The sequence below is a fragment of the Paraburkholderia sp. RL17-380-BIE-A genome (assembly GCF_046028085.1).
In the GTDB taxonomy this organism is placed as follows: domain Bacteria; phylum Pseudomonadota; class Gammaproteobacteria; order Burkholderiales; family Burkholderiaceae; genus Paraburkholderia.
Genome location: NZ_JARESQ010000001.1, coordinates 46,829 through 68,214, shown reverse-complemented (window position 1 = coordinate 68,214; position 21,386 = coordinate 46,829). Strand labels below are relative to the sequence as shown.

Below are 21,386 nucleotides of genomic sequence, written 5' to 3'. Positions count from 1 at the left end.
TCAACCTTTTTAAAGGAAACCGTCATGGACAAGAATCGTGTGGAAGGTGCAGCGAAACAGGTCAAGGGTTCCGTGAAGGAAGCGATTGGCAAGGTCACCGGCAACCGGACGGCTCAGGCCGAAGGCGCGGCTGAGAAACTGGCCGGCAAGGTGCAGTCGAAGGTCGGTGAAGCGGCGGATGCGGTACGCAACCGCGTGAAGCGGTAACGGTAGCGAAGGCGGTCACGATAGAGCGCCGGCTTCCGCCGGCGACTGCCTGACCCCCTGTTCAAGGAGGATCACCATGAATTCAAACCAGTTCGAAGGTTCTGTGAAAGATGTGGCCGGCAAGGTTCAGGATGCCGTCGGCGGCTTGACGGGCGATGTGGACCTGCAGGCCGAAGGCAAGGTCCGCCAGCTCGCCGGCAAGGCGCAGGCGAAATACGGCGACAGCGTCGATCAGGTCGCCGAAACGGCTCGCAACAATCCGCTCGGCGCGCTGCTGATTGCGCTCGGTGTCGGATTTCTGTTGGGCAAGCTGATGTAAATCTGTCACGCTCGGCGCCGCCCGGTGCATTCGCGGCCCGGGCGCCGGCGCGTGTCGTTGGGCCCGCGGGTGCCTTGGTGATCCGATGTCCGTCCGATGTTCCCGGCGCGTTAGAGGCGCCGGATCTCATCGTCTATTCGAGGAAGGTTCATGCTGGGATTCGACGTAAGCACGGCCAGAAAGGTCTGGACCGCGTTTCTTATCGCGCTGCTGTTCTTCTGCATCTATATGGCGTCATCCACTGTGCTGGTGGTGGTGTTCGCCGTCTTCTTCAGTTATCTCATCTACCCGATGGTCGAGCTGGTCGAACGCATCCGGCCGCGCCGCGTGCCGCGAGTGGCGTCGATTGCGCTGGTGTTCGTGGTGGTGGTCGCGGTGATCGCGGTGGCCGGGTCGCTGTTCGGCGTGCAATTGCAGGATCAGGCGACGCATCTGTTCGCGCAGTTGCCGGCCTTGATGAAGTCCGACGTACCCAATCGCTTTCCCTTGCCGCATTTTCTCGAACCATTGCGCGAGCGGATCGTGGATTTCGTGCGCAGCCAGATTGAAACCGGCTCCGACAAGGCCGTGCCGATGGCGCGCAGCGTCGGCCTCGGCGTGGTGCATGCGGCCAGCAATCTGATCTACCTCGTGCTGATTCCGATCCTGAGCTTCCTGTTGATCAAGGAAGGTCCGCAAATGCGCGACGCGTTTCTGGACCTGCTGACGGATCGGCACCGCACGTTGTGGGCGGAGATCGTGACCGATCTGAACGTGCTGCTGTCGAAATATGTGCGTGCGATGTTGTTTCTGTCGTTGGCCACGCTGATTTGTTACGGCGTGGCGTTCTCGCTGCTCGGCGTGCCGTACGCTTTCCTGCTGGCGGTGAGCGCGGGCTTGCTGGAGTTCGTGCCGTTTGCCGGGCCGCTCGGCGCCGTGGCCATCACGTTGGTGGTGGCCGTGTTCAGCGGCTATGCGCATCTGCTCTGGCTGGTGATCTTTATCGCGCTGTACCGGCTATTCCAGGACTACGTGCTCAATCCTTATCTGATGAGCGAAGGCGTGGAGGTCAGTCCGTTTCTCGTGATTGTCGGATTGCTGGCCGGCGATCAGCTGGGCGGCGTGGCGGGCATCTTTCTGGCGGTGCCGGTGATCGCCATGTTGAAAATCATCATTGGCCGGGCACGCGTGTTTTATTCCGCTTCACGCGATGAAGGGGAAGTCGCGCGCCGCGCGTTGACCGGCAAAACCGACTGATGTTTTCGAACCGACTCGCGCCGGTATCCCGTGGTCGCGAGCAGCAGGCTGCGCGTGTACTCGTGCTCGACCTGCTGCGCGCGAATGGCGGCGATGTCGCGCTGCTCGACGATCTCGCCATTACGCATGACCGCGACGCGCGAGCAGAGAAAGCCGACCACCGCGAGGTTGTGGCTCACGAGAATCATGGTCAGATTGCGTTCGCGATGAAGCCGTCGCAGCAAGTTGAGGATTTCGGCTTGCACGGAAACGTCGAGCGCGGATGTCGGTTCATCGAGCAGCAGCACGCGCGGTTCGACAATCAGCGCCCGCGCAATCGCGACGCGCTGCCGCTGCCCTCCCGACAATTGATGCGGATAGCGGAAACGATACGCCGGACCCAAACCGACTTCGCGCAGCGCATCGACAATGCGCTGTTCCTGCCGGTCGATGCCGTTGATGGTCAGCGGCTCGCGCAAGGTCTGATCGACCGTGAAACGCGGATGCAGTGAGCCGTACGGATCCTGAAAGACCATCTGTACGTCGCGTCGAAAGGAACGGTCGATTTTCTCGCCGAGCACGTGCGTGCCGATCTTCATATGACCGCCGGCGACGGGCGCGAGGCCGGTTAGCGCGCGCAGGATCGTCGACTTGCCGGAACCCGATTCGCCGACCAGCCCGAACACTTCACCTTCGCCGACATGAAAGCTCGCCTCGCGAACTGCGTCGAAATCGCCGGTTTTGGTCCTGAAGCGGACCGTCAGGGCGTTGACATCGATCATGCTGATTCTCCTGCCGGTTGCGTGAGCCATGCCGCGTCCCGCTTCAGCACGGGCAGTTCATCGGGCGGATTGACGAGCGGTGGATTCGCCGCGAGCAGGGCGCGCGTATAGGGATGCTGGGCGTGGATGAGATCGCGCGCCGCGCAGGCTTCCACCACACGCCCCGCAAACATTACGACGACGCGGTCGCAGAACGACATGACGAGGGGCAGGTCGTGGCTGATAAAAATGAGGCCAGTATCGTGCTTATCGATCATCTCGTCGAGAATTCCGAGTACCTGCATCGAGACGAGCACGTCGAGCGCGCTGGTCGGCTCGTCGGCAATGAGCAGACGCGGTCCGGACGACACCATCATGGCGATCATTACACGCTGCCCCATGCCACCCGACAACTCGTGCGGGTAAGAGTCCGCGACACGCTCCGGATGGCGGATATGCACAGCGGCCAGCGCCTCGATGATCTTCTCGCGCATCTCGCGACGGCTGAACTTCGGACCGTGCAGTTCGAACGCTTCGCGCATCTGTTGCGCGACGGTCATCACCGGGTTCAGTGAGAATTTCGGATCTTGCAGGATCATGCCCATCTGCTGGCCGCACAGTTGCCGGCGCTTGCGCATCGACATCGCTAGCAGATCCTGACCGTCGAACTTCATCGCCTTCGCATGGCATTGCGCCGCGGTCGGCAGCAGGCCGAGCAGCGCCCGCCCGGTGAGCGATTTGCCCGAACCGGATTCGCCGACGATGCCAAGGCGCTCGCCGCGCTGCAGCGTGAGCGAAAGGCCTCGCACGGCCTCGGTCAGTTTGCCGTCGTGCCCACGAAAGCCGATTCGCAGGTCGTCGATTTCACACAGGGGTTGGGTCGTCGCGGCCGGCATGTCAGCCTCCATGGCGCGGATCGAAGACGTCTCGCAGACCGTCGCCGAGCAGGTTGAAGGCGAGGCTCACCAGCAGAATGGCAAAGCCTGGAATGGTAGCCACCCACCACGAATCGAGCAGCACGTTGCGGCCCGATGCGACCATGAAACCCCATTCAGGGCTCGGCGGTTGCGCGCCGAGGCCAAGGAAGCCAAGACCCGCGACAGTGAGAATGATGCCGGCCATATCGAGCGTCGCGCGCACGATCACCGACGACGAGCAGAGCGGCATGATATAGCGCAGGAGGATGCGCATGCGCGAGGCGCCCTGCAAGCGCGCGACGTGAATGAAATCGGCCTGCACGAGCCGGAGCGTTTCCGCTCGCGCGAGGCGTGCATAGGCCGGCCAGGCCGTAATCGAAATGGCGATCACCGCGTTGATCACACCGGGTCCCAGCGCGGCCGCGAAAGCGAGCGCGAGCACGATCTTCGGAAACGCTAGCGCTACGTCGGTGATCCGCATCAGCACGTTGTCGACCCAGCCGCCAAAGAAGCCCGCCGTGGTGCCAATCAGCAGACCCACCGGAACCACGATCACCACAACGAGAATCGCAATCGACAGCGTGAGGCGCGAGCCGTACACAAGACGTGAGAGGATGTCGCGGCCAAGCTGGTCGGTGCCGAACCAGTGAGACGGCGAACCGGGCGGCAGCAGGCGGTCGGAGAGCACTTGTTGCAACGGATCGTGCGGCGCGATCAGCGGCCCGATTGCCGCGATGACGATCAGCAAGGCCAGAATCACCAGCCCGAAGACCGACAGCGGATTGCCCGCGAAGCGCCGCCAGCGCCGGTAAGCGAGGCCGAGCGCGGCCTGCTTGCGCGACCCGGGTGTGTCGCTCAGCAGCCAGTCTTTCCATCGTCGGGGCGCGGCATTCATCGGCCAGTCCTGCGGTTGCGTAGATTGATCGGTTGGGGGAAGCACGAAAGAGACCTCCGGAACATCAGCGGGCGCGCGGATCGAACACGCGATACAGCGCGTCGGTCAGCAGGTTGAGCGCGATGAACGTGACGCCGATTACGAGCGTGCTGCCCAGCACCGCGTTCATATCGGCGTTCAGCAGGGCGCCGGTCAGATACGATCCGATTCCCGGCCACGCGAAGACGATTTCGGTGAGCACCGAGCCTTCGAGCAGATAGCTGTATGTGAGGGCGATCACGGTCAGCAGCGGCACGGCGATATTGCCGAACGCGTGGCGCCAGATCACCCGGCGCTCGGGCAAGCCTTTCGCGCGTGCCGTGGTGATGTACTCCTGACTCAGTTGTTCGAGCATGAACGAACGCGTCATGCGGCTCAGATAGGCGACCGAGTAGTAGCCGAGAATGGCAGCAGGCAGCGCGATATGCGAGAACGCATTGAAAAACACGTCCCATTCGCCCGCCATGAGCGAATCGATGAGCAGGCTGCCCGTGTGCGTATCGACCATCCCGTCGAACACTGGATCGACGCGGCCGGGACCCGCTACCCAGTGCAACTTCGCATAGAACAGCAGCAAGCCCATCAGCCCGAGCCAGAACACCGGAACCGAACTGCCGACGAGGCCGACGAAGCGCGCCACGTGATCGATCCAGCGGTTGTGGCGCACGGCGGCGATCACGCCCAGCGGCACGCCGATCAGCACGCCGATGATGGTGGACAGCGTCGCGAGTTCGAGCGTTGCGGGAAACACACGCTGGATGTCTTCGATAACAGGGTGCGCGGTTAGCAGCGACATGCCGAAGTTGCCATGCAGCACATCGCGCACATAGATCAGGAACTGCACGGCGAGCGGCTTGTCGAGCCCGAGTTGCAGACGCGCCGCCGCGTAGGCCGTCGCCGACGCGCGATCGCCGAGAATCGCCAGCACCGGATCGATCGGTATTTTGCGGCCGATCACGAACGTGACCGCCAGCAACCCTGTGAAGGTGATCACGAGCGTGATGATCCAGCGCACGAGGCGCAAGGTCCAGCGCACGCTAGCGCTTTCAGCCGAAAGCGCGCGCATGCGCTCGAAAGTCGTGAGGGGAGTCGACATGATGAGTTCCTGGGTCGAAGGCGAAGCCTGGACAGTATCGCCTTCGCCGCCAACGTTACTGCTTCTTCAGATCACGATACGACACGAGGTCGTTGATCGGACCCACCTCGAGTCCCGTCACACCCGGTCGCGCCGCGACCTGCGAGACCTGCTGGAACATGATCACGAAGGGTGAGTTCGCGAGCACCTGCTTCTGCATGGTCTGGTACAACTCGGCGCGCTTTGCTGTCGACGATTCGGCGAGCGCCGCGTTGGTTTCCTTCGTCAGGCCAGGAATGTCCCACGAGTTGCGCCATGCGAGCATCTTATAGGCCGACTTGTCGGAATTGTCGGGATTCCAGGTAAAGCCCTGGGCATTGCTGTGCGGGTCGATGTAGTCCGCCGACCATTCACCAATGTAGATGTCGTGCGAGCGCGAGCGGTACTTGGCGAGCGTCTGCTTGTTATCGCCGGGGATGATCTGAACCTTGATGCCGCCCTGGGCGAGATTGGCCTGCACGGCTTCGGCGATTTCGCTGTACGGGTAGCCGTTACGCACGTCCATCGTCACGGAAAAGCCATTCGAGAGGCCGGCCTTTGCCAGCAGCGCCTTGGCCTTCGCGACGTTCTGCTGGTACGGGTTGGTGTTCAGCGCGCCGAGAAAGCCTTCCGGGAGGAACGTTTCGTGCACCTTGTAGGTGGTTTTCGCGACGTTGCTCTGAATCCCGTTGTAGTCGATCAGCCACTTCATCGCTTCCTGGACTTCCGGTTTGGCCAGGTTCGGATTCTTGACGTTCAGGCCGAGGTACAGCAACGTGGCTTGCGGCACCGCGCTCACATGCGCCTTGCCGGACTTCGTCAGGGCCACGAGATCGTCCGGACTCAGGTTGCGCGCCACATCGACGTCGCCGTTTTCGATCAGCAGGCGCTGGCTCGATGCTTCCGGCACGTGACGCAACACGATACGCTTCATTGCGAGCGGAACGCGATAGCCGTCGAAGCGCTGCAGGACGATGCTGTCGTTAGCGGTCCATTTGACGAGCTTGTAGGCGCCGGAGCCGGCCTCGTTCGTGCGCAGCCAGTCGTTGCCGAGGTCATTGCCTTTCTGGTGCGTGAGCAGCAACTGCTTGTCCACCACCGATGCGGGCCACGCACCGAGTACGTTCAGCACGAACGTCGGCGCGTATTTCTGGTCCGTCGTCACACTGACGGTTGTATCGTCAACCTTCTTCACGTTGTTGAGCACATTGTCCTTCGTCAGGCCGATGCCTTGCAGCACGGCCGCCGCGCCTTTGTCGAGCAGCACGGTGCGCTGGATCGACCACGCCACGTCGTCGGCACTCAGCGGATTGCCCGAGTGGAACTTGAGACCCGAACGGATCTTGAACGTGAAGGTCAGGCCGTCGGGGCTCACGGTCCATGATTGCGCGACATCGCCGTTGAACTTCGACGGGTCTTTCAGATCGACCCGCACCAGCCGGTCATACGTATTCGCCACATATTCTTCCGGCACCAGCTCGTAGATTTCGCCTGGATCGAGCGTGGTGAATTCGTCGAGGAACGTCGCCATGACGAACATGTCTTTCGGCGTCGCCGCTGTAGCGGGGCTGACCGCTGCGAACGACAAGGTCAAGGCGGAGGCGATCGCTGCCGCCGTCAAAGCATTGCGCAATACCAGTTTCATTGCCGCTCCATAGGAATGGGGTAGAGCCTGTCAGGGAACAACGGATGGAGAAATCGAGGGCACTACATGAGACGCAGCGGACCGCTTTCGCTGTTGTCGATTACCGGCAGCGCACGGGAGCCAGGCAGCTCGTAATGCCACCATTCGCTCTTGATGTGGGCGAAGCCGGCGGCGTGCATGATGCCGAGCAATAAGAGGCGGTTGCGCTGCACGTGCGCGGGCAGGCCGGTATGGAAGTGTTCGGACTCGATCGTCATGGCGTCGAAGCCCGTGCCCATGTCGAGTTCATTGCCGCCGGCATCGAGCAGCGTCAGGTCGATCGCCGTACCGCGGCTATGGTTCGACCCACGGCCAAGCTCGGCGATGTAGGTGGGATCGGGGAGGAAATCCCACAGCACCTGTTGCGCCTGCGGCGGACGGTACGCGTCGAAAATCCGCACGGTCAGGCCGGCGTCGCGGGCAATTTCAACGGCCTTGCGCAAGCCGGCTTCGGCGGGTTCGAGCAGCAGGCAGTGAGCTTCCTTGTAGATCGGCTTGCCGGTCAGGTTGCGCTCGGTGGCATAGACGAGGTCGATGTCCACGCCATGCGTGGCGGCGGTGATTTCGATGAGTCGCGGTTTTGTCATGGAGGGCGCGGTGAGATGCCGGTTGTGAGAGGGTTCAGAGATCGAACTGGTTGAATTCGCCTTGCAACTCGCGATTGCGTGCGACGCGTTCGTCGATGGCGGACCCCAGTTGCGCGACGATCGCGCTAATCAGCAGGTTGAACAGGCAGGTGAGCGGCGCCAGAGAGTCCCAGAACTGGCCGACATCGGTTTTGACCTGCAACAGGTCGCAGGCGAATTCGCGAGCCCAGGGACAATAGATGTCGGTGACCAGCGCGAACGGCACGCCACGACGTGTCGCGGCTTCACAATAGCGGCGCGCGATCATCGAGTAGGCGCGCGTATCGGTAATGACGAGGTACGGTGAGGCAAACTCCGAATTCAGCGAATCGACGTATGAGCCCGACATGCCGTCGGAGTAGAACACACGCGCACGGATATATTCGAGGTAGCTGTAGAACGCGTTACTGATGCCGCGCGTCGACTGGATGCCGAGGATATACACGGCGTCCGCATTGGAAATGCGCTCCGCGATACGGGCGAACATGGGCGAGTGCGCCAACTGGTACACATGCTGGATCGCGTCGATTTCGAGTTCTAATGAGTGGGTCAGGGCCCCGTTTTCTCCGCTCTCGCCGTTATGCGCCGCGTTGCCGAACTGTCCGGACACACGCCGGTATTCGTCGAGCCGGTCGGTAATCATCCACGGGCGCGCTTGTGCGCCGCGCAGCTCGCGCTTGAGGTCGTCGAGATTGCGATAGCCGACGCTGCGCAGAAACCGGCCCACGGAAATACCGGTTGTGGCCGTCTGCTGCGCAATCTGATCAGCCGTTTCCAGTCCGAGTCGTTCGAGATTCGCCAGCATATAGCTGGCAATGCGCTTGGACGTGGGGGTGAGGTCGGCAAAGTGGGCTTCGACGGTTTGTGCGAAAGCGGTCGGCATGTCAGCGCATGGGTTTGGTTAGTTGCTTGTCATTTATTTGATCAGTGACATGTATCTAACAAAGCCAATAAACTCAGCGCCAGCTTAAAAAATCAATTGGATGTGGTTGTCTGATAGTTTTTGACCTGGCGTCCGGTCACGCTTCCGTTCACACTGCTCCGCAAGCTTCATTTAAGGCTTTCAGTTGATGGCTCTAAAGTTCCGTCCACATTTGCCGTTAGATCACACTGCGTCTCCATATTGCGTTTTTCTCCCTCGTCGGGTTGCAGGTGCGTCTTGGTCCCTGCCAGATTAGAGGCGGCTCAGTTCATTCCTCGGTTTCAAATCCAGACTTCCGGGCCTCACCCGCGCGTCAGAATGGAAACGTCGGCGTGCATTGTCTACAACGACAGCGGTCTTGCCAGAGACTCTATCTGTTGCCGCGAGCGGACCGTTCACTTCCTCCTTCGACATAAGTTGAGTGCGACGGTAACGCAGACACGCTTAAAGGCTAGCGGCCTCCGAGTGTATCCGGGACCCCACCTCGACTATCATCCAACTATCGATTTTTTTGCGTAGAATTGCCGCCCCGGTACGGTGGCGCAGGATTCTCTCCTCAACGATGCACGTCGATCTTCTCACCCTTTATTTCCTCATCGTCGGGACGCTGTTCGCGAGTTCCGTGATGACGCTCTGGGAACATCGAACACATCCCAGACGCAGCGGGGAATTGAAAATACTGGCAGCGGGGTACGCCACGCTTGCCATCGGATGTGCGGCGGCAACGGTTCGTCACAAGCTGCCCGGTGCGACGGGCTCCGCCTTGAGCAACCTCGTTATCGTCACTGGCTATCTATTGCTTCTGCACGGCGTCGCGGCCTTGAGCGGCCGGCAATACCGTACCGGCTCTATTGCAATGCTCATCCTGCTGGCGCTCACATGGGCCGTGGCCGGTGCGCGCTGGGAGGATTCGGTGTGGTACTACGCGAGTGCCATTCCGATCGCGTTGGCAAGCGGCGTGACGTCTTTCGAACTGCTGCGATGCGACAGCATGAAAGCGATGCAATCGCGGCGCATCGCGGTATGGGTGACGGGCATTCATGCGCTCCTGTATGCGGCCAGAGCGTCCATCCTGCCTTGGTTGGCGGCACGGTACGGGCAGGACGTGGTGCTGGTCGCCAGCAACATTACGATGTACGAAGGTGTGCTGTACTCGGTCGTTCTGCCGATGACCTTGCTGAGGCTGATCCGCGAGGAGACTCATGGCGAGCTTCTGCGAGACTCGCAAACGGATTACCTGACCCGTCTTGGCAATCGCAGATGGTTTTTTGAAGAGGGCGAACGGGTGGTCCGCGACGCAGAGTCATGCCAGCCGATTTCCCTCCTTGCATTCGATCTCGATCTCTTCAAGGCAATCAATGACCGCTACGGTCATAAAACGGGCGACGAGGTGCTGAAGGCATTTAGCGACATCGCTCGGAGCGGGGTGAGGCCCGATGCGATTCTCGCGCGCATCGGCGGCGAAGAGTTCGCTGCGCTACTTCCCCACCATGACAGCCTTCGTGCCAAAGAAGTGGGCGAATTCATCGCTAAACGTTTCGCCGAGACGATCCCTCACCGCATTGACGGCGTCGCGATACACGCAACGGTCAGCATTGGGCTCGCACAGCTCGGAACCGATGCGCCCACGCTTGCCGATCTGCTGGCGGCGGCCGACGCGGCGTTATACAACGCGAAGTCGCTCGGCGGCAATCGGCTCGTCACGGCGCAGCCTGCCTCGCGCCCCGAGGCTGCCTGACGATCAGCGATGCCGGCAAAGGATTAACGTGGCGTGCCTGGCAAAACGCAGTGCGATTCAAAAGGATTGATTTCACTTAGCCGCCGCTATAAACGCGTGACCGGGTTTGTATTGGTTTGGCCAATCGAATATCGAGACCTGTCCGTCACATTACGCTTTCGAGTGTTTTGCCTGAAGCCTCATTGTCTCGTTGGCGATCTTCAGAAAACTGTCGACGATCGGATTGGTAGATTGAAGCTGGGGGCATACCGTGAACCCACGGAACACGATGTCCGGTGAAAACGGCCGGAACTGGATCTTCGCGGTATTGGCGTCAACCGTTGTAAGCGGATTCACGATGCCGATTCCCAAACCGCGCGACACCATCGCGCAAATCGTCGCACCGTACGGTGTTTCAATGGTTGGCACCTGATTGACTTCCGCCTGACGCAACACACGATCCAGCGACGAACGCGTGTCGTCGGCATACGAAGGCAGGATCAGCTTTTCACCGCGTAGATCCCGCGCGTGGATACGCTTGCGCGCAGCCAGCGGGTGCCCGGCCGGCAGCGCACATACACCCGGCAACCGGTATAACTCGGCGCTCGTCACACCGAACGCATCGGGCGTCGTCGTGGCGAAGCCGATATCGCAATACGCCGACGAAGCCCAGCGCTGGATCGTGCCTTCGCTGCGCATTTCCAGCGATATCGCGATGCGCGGATACACCGCAAGAAAACGCTCGATCACCATCGGCACGAATGACAATGCCAGCACCGGCGCCGCGACGAGCCGCAACCGGCCGCTGCCGAACTGGCGTATCTCACGCGCGGAATGCGCGAGTTTTTCGAGGCCCACGAAACTCCGGTCCACTTCGCGATAGAACGCGCTGCCCGCGTCCGTGGCCTGAATACGGCCGCCGTTGCGCGTGAAGAGCGCCAGACCCGTCGACGTCTCCAGCTCCGCAATCAACCGGCTGATGCTCGGCTGCGACGTGCCGAGCTCCTCGGCGGCGGCGGTCATCGAGCCGCGCAACATGACTAGCCTGAACGCTTCGATTTGTCGTTGGTTCATCTGCCCGGCTCACCTGATTTCGTTGATTCGGTCCTCAGCTTGCCATATCAAAATTGAATGGCAGCCGTTTTTGATCGTATTTGACCGGATGGATGAGCGAAACCTAGACTGGCTGGAACCTTGTCACTGGCGATCCACGATGCGTTCCGAAGCCTTGCTGTTTCATGACGACTTTCGCCTGACCCCTTACTGGTGGGACGCCGCACCGCCGGAGACGGTCCGCGACGCGTTGCCGTCCGGGGTTGACGTGGTGATTATCGGCAGCGGGTATTGCGGCTTGGCGGCGGCAGCCGAAGCTGCGCGACTCGGCACGCGCGTCGCCGTGCTCGACGCCGCCGAAATCGGCGCGGGCGGCAGCACGCGCAGCGGCGGCATGGTGTCGAGCGGACAGAAGCTTGCGCTGACCAATGCGATTCGCGGGGTCTCGGCGGAACGGCTGGGACGGCTGATGAGCGAGTCCATGGCGAGCTTCGACTATCTGAAACGCCTTGTCGCCGACGAGCGGCTCGACGCCGATTTGCAGATCACCGGTCGCTTCTTCGGCGCATTCACGCCACGTCACTTCGATGTCTTGCGGCGCCAAGGCGATCTGTTGCGCGACAAAACCGGCGTCACGGTGCACGTCGTGCCGCGCGCGGATCAGCATGCGTTGATCGGCTCGGACTACTACTACGGTGGGATTCTCGTCGACGAATACGGCGGTCTGCATACCGCCAAATATCATCGCGCGCTACGCGATCTCGCACGGCGCTGCGGCGCGACTTTGCATTCGCATGCGGGCGTGGAGCGGATCGAACGCAATGGCGCGGGTTTCAGGGTTCATGCAACGCGGGGAAAGATCGACGCGAAACATGTGCTCGTCGCGACCAACGGCTATACGGGACCGCTGCTGCCGTTCTTCTCGCGGCGCGTGCTGCCGGTGGCGAGCTACCAGATTGCGACGGAACCGCTGCCGCCTGGACTGATGGCCGTGCTGAATCCGGGGCGACGCATGATCAGCGATTCGAAGCGCAATCTGTTCTACACGAGGCCGTCGCCCGACGGCACGCGGATGCTGTTCGGCTCGCGCCCGGCGATCCGCGAGGTGAGCGAGCGCGTGGCGGCGAGAATGCTGCACGCGAAGATGATCGAGTTGTGGCCCGCCTTGCGCGACGTGCGCATCACGCACGCGTGGAAGGGTTATGTCGCGATGACCGGCGACAGGCTCGCGCATATCGGTCAACACGACGGCATTCATTACGCGCTGGGTTGCAACGGCAATGGCGTGGCGCTAATGAGCTATCTAGGCGCGCGGATCGCGAAACACCTGCTCGGATTCGACGCAAAGTCGGGCGCATTCGGCGAAGGCGCGTTTCCGATCAGTCCGGCCGGCATGGCGAGCCGCCTGAGCGTGCCGGTCGGCACGGCGCTCTATACATTCGACGATCTCTGGAGCGGCCGGGTGCGTGCCACCCTTTCCTGATATCGACGTCGACACTGACACCGAAGCCGATGCGCTTCAGGCTTGAGGAGTTGCGGATGATTTCTCTGCGTAACGTTTCGAAGTGGTACGGCGAGCAGCGCGTGCTGACCGATTGTTCCGCCGACATCGGCCGGGGCGAGGTGGTCGTGATCTGCGGGCCGTCCGGTTCCGGAAAATCGACGCTGATCAAGTCCGTCAATGGACTCGAACCGGTGCAGCAAGGTGAGATCGTCGTTGACGGCACGCTGGTCTCGGCACGCGGAGCTAATCTGCAAACGCTGCGCGCGCGGGTCGGCATGGTGTTTCAGCATTTCGAACTATTTCCGCATCTCAACATTCGCCAGAACCTGATTCTCGCGCAGGTCAACGTATTGCGGCGCAGCCGCGACGAAGCCGCCGACAAGGCGCGCATGCTGCTGCAGCGCGTCGGCTTGCGCGCGCATGAGGACAGGTTTCCATCGCAGTTGTCGGGGGGACAGCAGCAACGGGTGGCGATCGCGCGGGCGTTGTCGATGGATCCCGTCGCAATGCTGTTCGACGAACCGACCTCCGCACTCGATCCCGAGATGGTCAATGAAGTTCTGGACGTGATGACCGAACTCGCGCAGGACGGCATGACGATGTTATGCGTCACGCACGAAATGGGCTTTGCGCGCCGTGTCGCGGACCGGGTCGTGTTCATGGACCAGGGCGCCATCGTCGAGGACGACACGAAGGACGCTTTTTTCGAGCGTCCGCGCTCGGCTCGTGGCCGCGACTTTCTCTCCAGGATATTGCAGTGATGTCCACTTGATTTTCTTTCCATCGCAGGTCTTTTCGACGGAGCAAACATCATGCGTTTTCGCCATCTTCTCAGCCTCATTGCGGTTGTCGTGCCGCTATCGTTCACCTTGACAGGTAACGCACGCGCCGACGATCTCGGCACGCTGACTCCCGGCAAGCTGGTCGCCGGTGTCGATGCGAACAACAAGCCGTATTCGTATATCGACAACGGCAAGATGACGGGCTTCGACGTCGAATTGCTGCGAGCGGTCGCGGCGAAACTCGGCTTGAGCGCCGAGTTTCGCGCGCAGGATTTCAGTGGACTCCTGCCGGGCGTTGCGAACCAGCAGCTCGATCTGGCCGCCGGCTCGATTTCGATCACGAAAGACCGTCTGAAGATGGTCGATTTCTCAGAGGGCTACCTGACCGGCCTGCTGAGCGTTGCGACCTTGCCCGACAGCACGATTACGAGCGATCCGGCATCGGTGAAGGGCAAACGGATCGGCGTCGTGCAGGGCACCATCGAGGACACCTATTCGGACAGCTATCTGCCGGGTGCACAGATCGTGCGCTTTCCAAATCTGAATGCGGGCTTCCTGTCGATGCGCTCGAAATACATCGACGGCTATTTCGTGGACAAAACGCTCGTCGAGGGTTTGCAGAGCAAGTACCCGCAACTGAACATCGCGGACAAGCTCGATATCTCGGCCGTCAATCTTCCTGCCGGCTTCCCGGTGCACAAGGGCAACGCGAAGCTCGAGGCGGCACTGAACAAGACGATCGACCAACTGGTTGCGGACGGTACGTGGGTCAAGCTGTACATGCAGTTCCACCCCGGTTATCCGAAGCCCGCGAATCTGCCGCCCTACGCGATGAAGACCGGTAGCTGATCAGGCCCGGCCGGCGGCTCAACCCGCCGCCGGCGCTCAACAAGGAGCGCACCATGAATGCTTTCTTGCAGAACTTTCTCGACTGGCCGCTGCTGGTCTCGTCGATGCCGTCTTTGCTTTGCACGGGTCTCGTCAATACGCTGGTGCTGTCGGTGTTTTCAACCGTGCTGGGTATCGTCGCGGGCATGGTGCTCGCGTTGATGGCCGTGTCGCACACGCGCTGGTTGATGCTGCCCGCGCAGGTGTTCGTCGACGTGTTTCGCGGCCTGCCGGCAGCGCTCGTGATCCTGCTGGTCGGGCAGGGCCTCGCGCCCGTGGGACTGGCGATCTTTGGGCCCAATCCGTACCCGCTCGCGATCGTCGCGCTTGGGCTGATTTCGTCCGCGTATATCGCGGAGATTTTTCGCTCCGGCATTCAAAGCGTGGGGCGCGGACAACTGTCCGCATGTCAGGCGCTCGGCATGACGTACTGGAGCAGCATGCGCTATGTGATCGTGCCGCAGGGCGTGCGGCGCATCTTGCCGGCGCTTGCGAATCAGTTCATTTCGATCGTCAAGGATTCGAGCCTGGTCTATTTTCTCGGGCTGCTGACTTCGCAGCGCGATCTGTTCACGATCGGCCAGAACACGTCGGTGAATACCGCGAACCTGTCGCCGCTGGTGGCCGCGGGCGTGGTGTATCTGCTCGTGACCGTGCCGCTCACGCACGCGATTAACCACATTGACCGTTGGACCAACCGTCATTCGAATCCGTCGCGCGGTCATTCCAGAGCGGGATCGTCACGCCGGCAACGCAAGGCGCAGGCTTCGGCCAATTCGACCGTCGCGGTCAGGGCTGGCGTCGCCGATCAACATAACTAGCCTTCACAGGCAGGATATCAGCCACGATGGGACCGAAAGTAGAAACAGTCGCCGACGACACCACCTTGCCAGCCAAAGTCGATGTCGTCGTGATCGGCGGCGGCATTATCGGCGTGAGCACGGCCCTTTATCTCAGCGAGAAAGGCTTGCAGGTCGCGCTATGTGAGAAAGGCCATATCGCGGGTGAGCAATCGAGCCGCAATTGGGGCTGGGTTCGCGTCACGCATCGCGACATGCGCGAGTTCGCGTTGAGCATCGAGAGCCTGAAGCTGTGGCGGAAACTGGATGCGACGCTGGGTATCGACACCGGCTTCAATCAATGCGGCATCCTCTATATGACGGACGAAGACGCCGTGATGGACAGTCACCACGTATGGCTCGACAAGGCGCGCAACGTAGCGGGTGACGCGTTCGATACACGTCTGGTCGACGGAAGTACCGTTGGCGCACTGCTGCCTGGCGCCACGAAAGCGTTCAAAGGCGGACTCTACACACCAGGCGACGGCCGCGCCGAACCGCAAAAAGCCGCACCGGCGATCGCGAATGCGTTACGCAAACGCGGTGTCAAGATTCTGACGCCGTGTGCCGCGCGTGGCATCGAAACGAGCGCGGGGCGCGTCAGTGCGGTGGTCACCGAGCACGGTACGATCCGCTGCAATAGCGTCGTCGTCGCGGGCGGCGCATGGTCGCGGTTGTTCTGCGGGAACCTGGGTGTCGATGTACCTCAACTGCTGGTAAAAGCCTCGGTGCTTCGCACTGAGCCGCTCGACGGCGGCCCGGCCTGTAGCGCGAGCAACAAGAAATTCGCGTTTCGCAAGCGCGCCGACGGCGGCTACACGATCGCTTTTGGCTTCCGCACTTATAGCGATCTCACGCCCGATTCATTTCGCCTGTTCTTCAAGTACGTCGAAGCACTGAAGAGCCAGTTGGGCTCGTTGCGCATTGGCATTGGCGCTCGCTTCTTCGATGAATTGCGCCGTCCACGACACTGGGTGCTCGACCGTCCCACAGCGTTCGAAGAGATCCGCACGCTCGATCCTGAGCCGATCACCCGATACACCGACGCCGGTTTGCGCGAGTTCATCAAGGTCTTCCCGCATCTGGCGCACGCGCGAATCGCGCAGCGCTGGGCGGGCTACATGGATGTGACGCCTGACGCGATTCCGGTGATTTCCGGTGTCGATACGGTGCCGGGCCTCTTCATCGGCACCGGCTTTTCGGGGCACGGGTTCGGCATCGGGCCGGCGGCCGGCAAGCTGATGGCGGATCTGGTGACGAACGACACGCCGCTCGTCGATCCGCACGCGTTTCGCCTCAACCGTTTCAGCGACGGTACGAAAATCGTCATCGACGCGGGCTTTTAGGGTAGTGCTTTCACGGAGAGAGTCATGCAAAAAGTAGCCATGATTTCCGGCGCGAGTCGCGGCATCGGGCTGGCAATCGCGACCGAGTTGTCGCGACGCGGCTATAGGCTGTCGCTGGGCGTGCGCGATCCGTCGGCGCTCGCCGGTCGTTTCGATGCGTTCGCGTTTCCATACGAAGCGCGCGACACAAACGCGGGTCGCCGCTGGGTCGAGGCGACGATCGAACGCTTCGACCGTATCGACGTGCTGATCAGCAATGCGGGTATCTGCAAGCACATCGGGCTGGAAGAGGGCACCGACGAGTTGCTCGAAGAAACGCTCGACATCAACGTGAAAGCGCCGTTCCGGCTGATCCAGGCTGCGTTGCCGCATTTGCGCCGCGCGGGCGGTGCTCGTGTCGTGCAGATCGCGTCGCTATCCGGCAAGCGCGTGAAGAACCTCAACGCGGGCTATCAGATGTCGAAGTATGCCGCGATAGCGTTGACTCATGCCGTACGTCGCGCAGGCTGGGACGATGGCTTGCGTGCGACGGCGATATGCCCCGGATTCGTCAACACGGAAATGGCCGCCGGCATCGCGGATCTCGAGCCGGAAGCCATGACACAACCCGAGGACATCGCACGATTGGTCGCCAACACAATCGAGATGCCGAACTCCGCGAGCGTCGCGGAAATTCTCGTCAATTGCCGGCATGAGGACCTGTTTTAGCAGGCTCAGTCGTCGAGCGTTTCGTGCACCGCTTCGGCGCCCTGTTTCCAGTAGCTGGCCGCGCGAATACGCGATTTGTCGACGCCGCGCTCCGTGCACAGGTGATAGCGCACCGCGCGCATGGTCGCGGCTTCGCCGGCCGCCCACACGTACCCTTCGCCGTTTTCAGGCAGGTAGATTTCGCAGACCGCCCGCAACAAAGCTTCGCCGCGTACGCTCACTTCGTTGCGATGGCACCAGACGAGATGCAACTCGGCCTGCGTCGTGAATTCGATCTGCGCCGACGCGTCGGCGACTTCGATTACCGCGGCGACGCGCGTGCCGGCCGGCAGTTCTTCGAGGCGGCGGGCGATGGCGGGCAACGCGGTATCGTCGCCGATCAGCAGATGCCAGTCGAAGCCCGTGGGGATCACGAGTGAACCGCGCGGGCCGCCGATACCGAGGTACTGGCCCACCTTGGCTTGCGCCGCCCACGTAGCGGCGGGACCCGCGTCGTGCATGGCGAATTCGATGTCGAGTTCGCGCGCCTCGCGATCGAAGCGGCGCGGCGTGAAGTCGCGCGCGACCGGTCGCGGCTGGCCGGCGGGAAACACCGGGCCGTTCGGGCCTGCTTCCGGCAGCGCCGGTTTGTCCGCGCCGGGTTCGGGGAAGAACACTTTGATGTGGTCGTCGAACGAAGCGGAGACGAAGTCGTGCAGGTCTTCGCCCGTAAAGGTGACGCGGATCAGATGAGGCGTTAGCGCGCGCACCTGCTTGACCTGCAGCAGACGGAATTTCAGCGGATGCCGCACGCGTTGAACGGCCAGATCGGTTGGTTGGTGTTTCATCAGCATGAGAGTGCTACTCCTGTTGGTTCGATAGGCGCGTTCACGCGCTGGGGGCGCTGCCGGCGCACTAGTACACGCGCGGTGCGGGCCGTTCGATGTCAAACGGCCGTTGCGCCGCCATTGCCGGATTCGCTGCTGTCCGGCTTGACCTGGCTTTCGATTTCTTTGGCCGCGCGCATGAGAATGTCGGCGATGCGGCGCTGCTCGGCCGCTGGCGCGTTGTCGCGCAGCAGCAGCGCACGCTTGAGCGCACGGCGCGCTTCGTTCAACTCCGGCAGCCAGCCGCCTTCGCTGATGTCGGCCGGCTCTTCACCGGCAAACGCGCGGCGCACCGAATCCATCTTGCGGGCGATATGGCTCAGCCTGGCGAGCATCAACTCGACGCGCTCGCGGTTGGCGGCCAGGTAGTCACGGCCCGTTTCCGACAGTTCGTAGCGCTTACGGTTGCCTTCGAGTTGCACGGTCACATAGCCGAGTTCTTCCAGATACGTGAGCGCCGGATAGACCATGCCCGGGCTCGGGCTGTAAAAGCCGTTCGAACGGGTTTCGAGCGCTTTGATCAGTTCATAGCCGTGGCTCGGCTGCGTGCCGATCAGCGAGAGCAGCAGCAGTTGCAGGTCGTCGGAACTGAATTTGCGGCCGCGCGGAAAACCGTCGCCGTCGCCGCCGAAGCCGCCTGGGCCGCCGCCGAAGCGCCCGCCGCGACCGCCGCCGCGCTGCTCATGATGGCGGCCGATGGCATGCCACAGGGCGTGCGGCGAAAAGCGGTCGAAGCCGTGGCCGTCGTGGCCGTCGTGGCCGCCTTGGCCGCGGGCGTCACGGCGGGCATCGTGTTCGCCTCGTTCGCCTGGTGCGCGACGAGATTCGTGGTGGCGCGCGAACGCATGCCAGAGTGCATGAAGCGACGCCGCTTCGCGGCCGGTGTACGGACTGTCGTCCGCTCTGTGCGGACGGGAAAATCGATGGTGATGACGCATCTTGGGTACTCCCGTTTGTGTCTTAAGATGTGTCGTAAGATATATATCTAAAGATAGTTTGTCAAATTTCTTTTTGCGAAGTATCGGGAGACAACAAAGTCTGCGGCATTTCGAAATTTCGTTGTGCGGCGCACAAATTTTGAGGGCTGACTGCTTCGGATGCGCGCTGCTGACACACAAGATGTGAGCCGTCCAATAACGAAGCTTAGAAAAATAGCAACATGCGAACTTGCCTCGACATCGCGGATTCGTTCGTCAAGTCGAGCATTGGGCAGAGGTGGCCGAGCGCGTATCGCGAACGATGTAGTCGAGCGCATACCAAAGCGCCGTTAATTAGGCGGCGATTTCAGGGCGATTCGAAAAGTCCCACATCCGAAGGATGTTTCGAGCCCTTTCATTAAGGCTCTTTGGAGCTATACGAATTAGCAGTCACTTGTCGAAGCGGCGTGTCCGAGAGACCGAGCCCTCGGCAGAGATATGCAGTGGAGGCACGAAGCAGGTGCCAGAGTCAATCAAACACGATAGGTAACACAATGAATGGCATCGAAGTATTCGACATGAATCCCAGTTTCATCGCGATTGGACGGTTGGAGCCTCTCCAATCTTTCGAGTCCAGGCCTAACCAGGCTATCGGTCTGCCTGGCAATATGCCAGTGCTGATGTGCCCGGTTGGAGCTTCAGATGCGGATTGCTTCGCAACGAAAGAGGGGCGTGGAAATTTCGGGTTCGGGATCCTCTACATTCCGCAGGTGGATGTCGGCAACCGCACTCTAGCACTGCGCTTCATCGTCCGTTCCGGACAGTGAGTGCGCGTCGAGAGTCGACAGGTGCGCTAGCGGAAATGGCGAACATCCATTAGCGCCTCTGTGGACACGGCTAGCGGAATTAACGAACTTCAACATCATTTGCGGTAATTAGGGAGGCGACGGGGCCGAAGATTTCCTGGTCGAACGACACATTCCGGGGGCTATGTTTGAGAGGATTGTCGGCTCGTAGTCATTGCCCGGCCCGTCGATTTTGTTGCCACCGAGCAAGACTGCCGCTCCGCCGTCGATTGTCGCCTGAACCTGTCCGTTCATTTCATCGCGCAGGTCATAGCGCGCCATCGGGCCAATAAAAGTTTCCTCAGCCTCCTGATTGCCAATCTTGAGATCCCTCACCGCCGCCACGAATCGCTCAGTGAACTCAGCCTGAATCGGCTTCTCGAGGATGATACGCCTGGCAGCGATACAGATCTGCCCAGTGTTCTGGAATCGACCGACAACCGCGGCTCGTACTGCACCTTCGAGATCCGCGTCAGCCAGAACGATGAAAGGATCTGAGCCTCCGAGTTCCAGGACTGACTTCTTGAGTGCTCCGCGGGCCTGTGCTGCAGTAGCTGTTGGTGTCCGTTAATTCTGTTGGTGCTCACAATTGCCACTAGCCATGTTCACAGGAATGCTAGCGGCCAAAACGCCGGGATGGCTTGCTGCGTAACGCGTTGCGTGCGATCACGCCTGTCGCGACGGTACAACAATCGTGATGATGCTTGTTCGGTAACTCTGCTAGCGTGGCATCGGTGCTGGATATCAAGTCTTACGGACGATGCGATCCGAGGGACACTTTTTTTGGGTGGAGTTCAGGATCGTTACCGGCCGCATGCAGTCAGAAAGCGCTTCTGTGTTTTGTTATCTGGTTTAAGGAAAGATAACTTTAGCTCTTGTGCAAAGAGCTATTTTGATTAGCACGCGTGGTAGTGTTCGGCTGCGGCCATAATCCGCGAGACGTCTCCTGTGCGAAAAGCGGTGCTGCGGCTTCGAGGTAAAGTGCGATGCACGAATTGATTAACAGCACATGCAAGGCACGCTAGCGCAATTACTGGACATGCTAGCGGTGCTGTGCACGCTGGCTAGCGCCAATTCTGAACACCAACACAATGCGACAGAATCGGCACGAGCGTCGATTGACTGAAGGGTAGCGAGAAACAGAGGGCGAACGCAGCGCGACGAAACAGTGAAAGCGGTTGCGAAATCTTCCTCACGGTTCGGAAGTCGTGCCGTGCCGTAT

The 21,386-nt window shown here is 61.0% G+C and carries 22 protein-coding genes; 11 read left to right on the top strand and 11 right to left on the bottom strand.

Translation table 11 applies throughout. From position 1 onward, the window contains the following. Positions 1 to 24: 24 nt before the first annotated feature. The 3 genes from P0D68_RS00325 (at position 25) to P0D68_RS00315 (ending at position 1,762) form a co-directional block, all read left to right on the top strand. Positions 25 to 207, top strand: coding sequence for a CsbD family protein (locus tag P0D68_RS00325; RefSeq protein WP_091807777.1), 183 nt, complete (start codon positions 25 to 27; stop codon positions 205 to 207). Between the two features lie 76 nt (positions 208 to 283). Then, positions 284 to 526, top strand: coding sequence for a CsbD family protein (locus P0D68_RS00320; RefSeq protein ID WP_091807780.1), 243 nt, complete (start codon positions 284 to 286; stop codon positions 524 to 526). A gap of 150 nt (positions 527 to 676) precedes the next feature. Further along, positions 677 to 1,762: an AI-2E family transporter gene (locus tag P0D68_RS00315; protein WP_408184116.1), complete on the top strand. Its 1,086-nt coding sequence runs from the start codon at positions 677 to 679 to the stop codon at positions 1,760 to 1,762. On the opposite strand, the gene P0D68_RS00310 is transcribed toward P0D68_RS00315, so the two are convergent. From P0D68_RS00310 to sapR, 7 genes are all read right to left on the bottom strand, one after another. Then, complete coding sequence (locus P0D68_RS00310; RefSeq protein ID WP_408295356.1) at positions 1,699 to 2,523, bottom strand: ABC transporter ATP-binding protein; 825 nt, start codon at positions 2,521 to 2,523, stop codon at positions 1,699 to 1,701. The genes P0D68_RS00315 and P0D68_RS00310 overlap by 64 nt on opposite strands. Beyond that, on the bottom strand, positions 2,520 to 3,398 hold the full coding sequence (locus P0D68_RS00305; protein WP_408295353.1) for an ABC transporter ATP-binding protein: 879 nt from the start codon (positions 3,396 to 3,398) through the stop codon (positions 2,520 to 2,522). Before P0D68_RS00305 ends, P0D68_RS00310 begins: the two co-directional genes overlap by 4 nt. A 1-nt stretch (position 3,399) precedes the next feature. Continuing rightward, a complete protein-coding gene (gene nikC / locus P0D68_RS00300; protein ID WP_408295350.1) occupies positions 3,400 to 4,314 on the bottom strand; it encodes a nickel transporter permease in 915 nt (304 codons plus the stop codon). 64 nt (positions 4,315 to 4,378) lie between these two features. Continuing rightward, positions 4,379 to 5,449: an ABC transporter permease gene (locus tag P0D68_RS00295; protein WP_408295347.1), complete on the bottom strand. Its 1,071-nt coding sequence runs from the start codon at positions 5,447 to 5,449 to the stop codon at positions 4,379 to 4,381. Positions 5,450 to 5,504: 55 nt separating this feature from the next. Next, entirely contained in the window at positions 5,505 to 7,112 is a 1,608-nt protein-coding gene (locus P0D68_RS00290) for an ABC transporter substrate-binding protein (RefSeq protein ID WP_408184111.1), read from the bottom strand. A gap of 62 nt (positions 7,113 to 7,174) precedes the next feature. Next, the gene (ddpX, locus tag P0D68_RS00285; protein WP_091807841.1) at positions 7,175 to 7,738 is read right to left on the bottom strand and encodes a D-alanyl-D-alanine dipeptidase; all 564 of its coding nucleotides are present in this window, start codon (positions 7,736 to 7,738) and stop codon (positions 7,175 to 7,177) included. A 34-nt stretch (positions 7,739 to 7,772) separates the two neighbouring features. Next, the gene (sapR, locus tag P0D68_RS00280) at positions 7,773 to 8,660 is read right to left on the bottom strand and encodes a sap1 transcriptional regulator SapR (RefSeq protein WP_408184109.1); all 888 of its coding nucleotides are present in this window, start codon (positions 8,658 to 8,660) and stop codon (positions 7,773 to 7,775) included. Between the two features lie 601 nt (positions 8,661 to 9,261). Here sapR and P0D68_RS00275 point away from each other — a divergent pair. Further along, entirely contained in the window at positions 9,262 to 10,437 is a 1,176-nt protein-coding gene (locus P0D68_RS00275) for a GGDEF domain-containing protein (RefSeq protein ID WP_408295342.1), read from the top strand. 150 nt (positions 10,438 to 10,587) lie between these two features. Here the strand turns inward: P0D68_RS00275 and P0D68_RS00270 are convergent, their stop codons facing one another. Further along, on the bottom strand, positions 10,588 to 11,490 hold the full coding sequence (locus P0D68_RS00270; RefSeq protein ID WP_091807848.1) for a LysR substrate-binding domain-containing protein: 903 nt from the start codon (positions 11,488 to 11,490) through the stop codon (positions 10,588 to 10,590). Positions 11,491 to 11,629: 139 nt separating this feature from the next. On the opposite strand from P0D68_RS00270, the gene P0D68_RS00265 reads away from it, so the two are divergent. Genes P0D68_RS00265 through P0D68_RS00240 form a run of 6 tightly spaced genes read left to right on the top strand, consistent with a single transcriptional unit; the run spans position 11,630 to position 17,536 of the window. Further along, the gene (locus tag P0D68_RS00265) at positions 11,630 to 12,952 is read left to right on the top strand and encodes an NAD(P)/FAD-dependent oxidoreductase (RefSeq protein ID WP_091807850.1); all 1,323 of its coding nucleotides are present in this window, start codon (positions 11,630 to 11,632) and stop codon (positions 12,950 to 12,952) included. Between the two features lie 56 nt (positions 12,953 to 13,008). Continuing rightward, positions 13,009 to 13,734 carry an amino acid ABC transporter ATP-binding protein gene (locus P0D68_RS00260; RefSeq protein ID WP_408295337.1) on the top strand — a complete coding sequence of 242 codons (726 nt, stop codon included), beginning with the start codon at positions 13,009 to 13,011 and terminating at the stop codon, positions 13,732 to 13,734. A gap of 51 nt (positions 13,735 to 13,785) precedes the next feature. Beyond that, a complete protein-coding gene (locus P0D68_RS00255; RefSeq protein WP_091807855.1) occupies positions 13,786 to 14,604 on the top strand; it encodes a substrate-binding periplasmic protein in 819 nt (272 codons plus the stop codon). A 53-nt stretch (positions 14,605 to 14,657) separates the two neighbouring features. Further along, entirely contained in the window at positions 14,658 to 15,464 is an 807-nt protein-coding gene (locus tag P0D68_RS00250; RefSeq protein WP_408295334.1) for an amino acid ABC transporter permease, read from the top strand. Between the two features lie 26 nt (positions 15,465 to 15,490). Continuing rightward, positions 15,491 to 16,828 (top strand): NAD(P)/FAD-dependent oxidoreductase, encoded by a 1,338-nt coding sequence (locus tag P0D68_RS00245; RefSeq protein ID WP_408295331.1) that lies wholly within the window; start codon positions 15,491 to 15,493, stop codon positions 16,826 to 16,828. A 24-nt stretch (positions 16,829 to 16,852) separates the two neighbouring features. Beyond that, entirely contained in the window at positions 16,853 to 17,536 is a 684-nt protein-coding gene (locus tag P0D68_RS00240; RefSeq protein ID WP_408295328.1) for an SDR family NAD(P)-dependent oxidoreductase, read from the top strand. A gap of 5 nt (positions 17,537 to 17,541) precedes the next feature. On the opposite strand, the gene P0D68_RS00235 is transcribed toward P0D68_RS00240, so the two are convergent. Continuing rightward, on the bottom strand, positions 17,542 to 18,369 hold the full coding sequence (locus P0D68_RS00235; protein ID WP_408295325.1) for a siderophore-interacting protein: 828 nt from the start codon (positions 18,367 to 18,369) through the stop codon (positions 17,542 to 17,544). Between the two features lie 92 nt (positions 18,370 to 18,461). Continuing rightward, the gene (locus P0D68_RS00230; RefSeq protein ID WP_408295322.1) at positions 18,462 to 19,340 is read right to left on the bottom strand and encodes a PadR family transcriptional regulator; all 879 of its coding nucleotides are present in this window, start codon (positions 19,338 to 19,340) and stop codon (positions 18,462 to 18,464) included. 533 nt (positions 19,341 to 19,873) lie between these two features. On the opposite strand from P0D68_RS00230, the gene P0D68_RS00225 reads away from it, so the two are divergent. Beyond that, complete coding sequence (locus tag P0D68_RS00225; RefSeq protein ID WP_408295319.1) at positions 19,874 to 20,146, top strand: hypothetical protein; 273 nt, start codon at positions 19,874 to 19,876, stop codon at positions 20,144 to 20,146. 108 nt (positions 20,147 to 20,254) lie between these two features. On the opposite strand, the gene P0D68_RS00220 is transcribed toward P0D68_RS00225, so the two are convergent. Continuing rightward, positions 20,255 to 20,677: an aldehyde dehydrogenase family protein gene (locus P0D68_RS00220; RefSeq protein ID WP_408295892.1), complete on the bottom strand. Its 423-nt coding sequence runs from the start codon at positions 20,675 to 20,677 to the stop codon at positions 20,255 to 20,257. Between the last annotated feature and the right edge of the window lie 709 nt (positions 20,678 to 21,386).

Coding starts and splice junctions, on each gene's coding strand:
- P0D68_RS00325 (WP_091807777.1), top strand. CDS start 25: ATGGACAAGAATCGTGTGGAAGGTGCAGCGAAACAGGTCAAGGGTTCC.
- P0D68_RS00320 (WP_091807780.1), top strand. CDS start 284: ATGAATTCAAACCAGTTCGAAGGTTCTGTGAAAGATGTGGCCGGCAAG.
- P0D68_RS00315 (WP_408184116.1), top strand. CDS start 677: ATGCTGGGATTCGACGTAAGCACGGCCAGAAAGGTCTGGACCGCGTTT.
- P0D68_RS00310 (WP_408295356.1), bottom strand. CDS start 2,523: ATGATCGATGTCAACGCCCTGACGGTCCGCTTCAGGACCAAAACCGGC.
- P0D68_RS00305 (WP_408295353.1), bottom strand. CDS start 3,398: ATGCCGGCCGCGACGACCCAACCCCTGTGTGAAATCGACGACCTGCGA.
- nikC (WP_408295350.1), bottom strand. CDS start 4,314: ATGAATGCCGCGCCCCGACGATGGAAAGACTGGCTGCTGAGCGACACA.
- P0D68_RS00295 (WP_408295347.1), bottom strand. CDS start 5,449: ATGTCGACTCCCCTCACGACTTTCGAGCGCATGCGCGCGCTTTCGGCT.
- P0D68_RS00290 (WP_408184111.1), bottom strand. CDS start 7,112: ATGAAACTGGTATTGCGCAATGCTTTGACGGCGGCAGCGATCGCCTCC.
- ddpX (WP_091807841.1), bottom strand. CDS start 7,738: ATGACAAAACCGCGACTCATCGAAATCACCGCCGCCACGCATGGCGTG.
- sapR (WP_408184109.1), bottom strand. CDS start 8,660: ATGCCGACCGCTTTCGCACAAACCGTCGAAGCCCACTTTGCCGACCTC.
- P0D68_RS00275 (WP_408295342.1), top strand. CDS start 9,262: ATGCACGTCGATCTTCTCACCCTTTATTTCCTCATCGTCGGGACGCTG.
- P0D68_RS00270 (WP_091807848.1), bottom strand. CDS start 11,490: ATGAACCAACGACAAATCGAAGCGTTCAGGCTAGTCATGTTGCGCGGC.
- P0D68_RS00265 (WP_091807850.1), top strand. CDS start 11,630: ATGCGTTCCGAAGCCTTGCTGTTTCATGACGACTTTCGCCTGACCCCT.
- P0D68_RS00260 (WP_408295337.1), top strand. CDS start 13,009: ATGATTTCTCTGCGTAACGTTTCGAAGTGGTACGGCGAGCAGCGCGTG.
- P0D68_RS00255 (WP_091807855.1), top strand. CDS start 13,786: ATGCGTTTTCGCCATCTTCTCAGCCTCATTGCGGTTGTCGTGCCGCTA.
- P0D68_RS00250 (WP_408295334.1), top strand. CDS start 14,658: ATGAATGCTTTCTTGCAGAACTTTCTCGACTGGCCGCTGCTGGTCTCG.
- P0D68_RS00245 (WP_408295331.1), top strand. CDS start 15,491: ATGGGACCGAAAGTAGAAACAGTCGCCGACGACACCACCTTGCCAGCC.
- P0D68_RS00240 (WP_408295328.1), top strand. CDS start 16,853: ATGCAAAAAGTAGCCATGATTTCCGGCGCGAGTCGCGGCATCGGGCTG.
- P0D68_RS00235 (WP_408295325.1), bottom strand. CDS start 18,369: ATGCTGATGAAACACCAACCAACCGATCTGGCCGTTCAACGCGTGCGG.
- P0D68_RS00230 (WP_408295322.1), bottom strand. CDS start 19,340: ATGCGTCATCACCATCGATTTTCCCGTCCGCACAGAGCGGACGACAGT.
- P0D68_RS00225 (WP_408295319.1), top strand. CDS start 19,874: ATGAATGGCATCGAAGTATTCGACATGAATCCCAGTTTCATCGCGATT.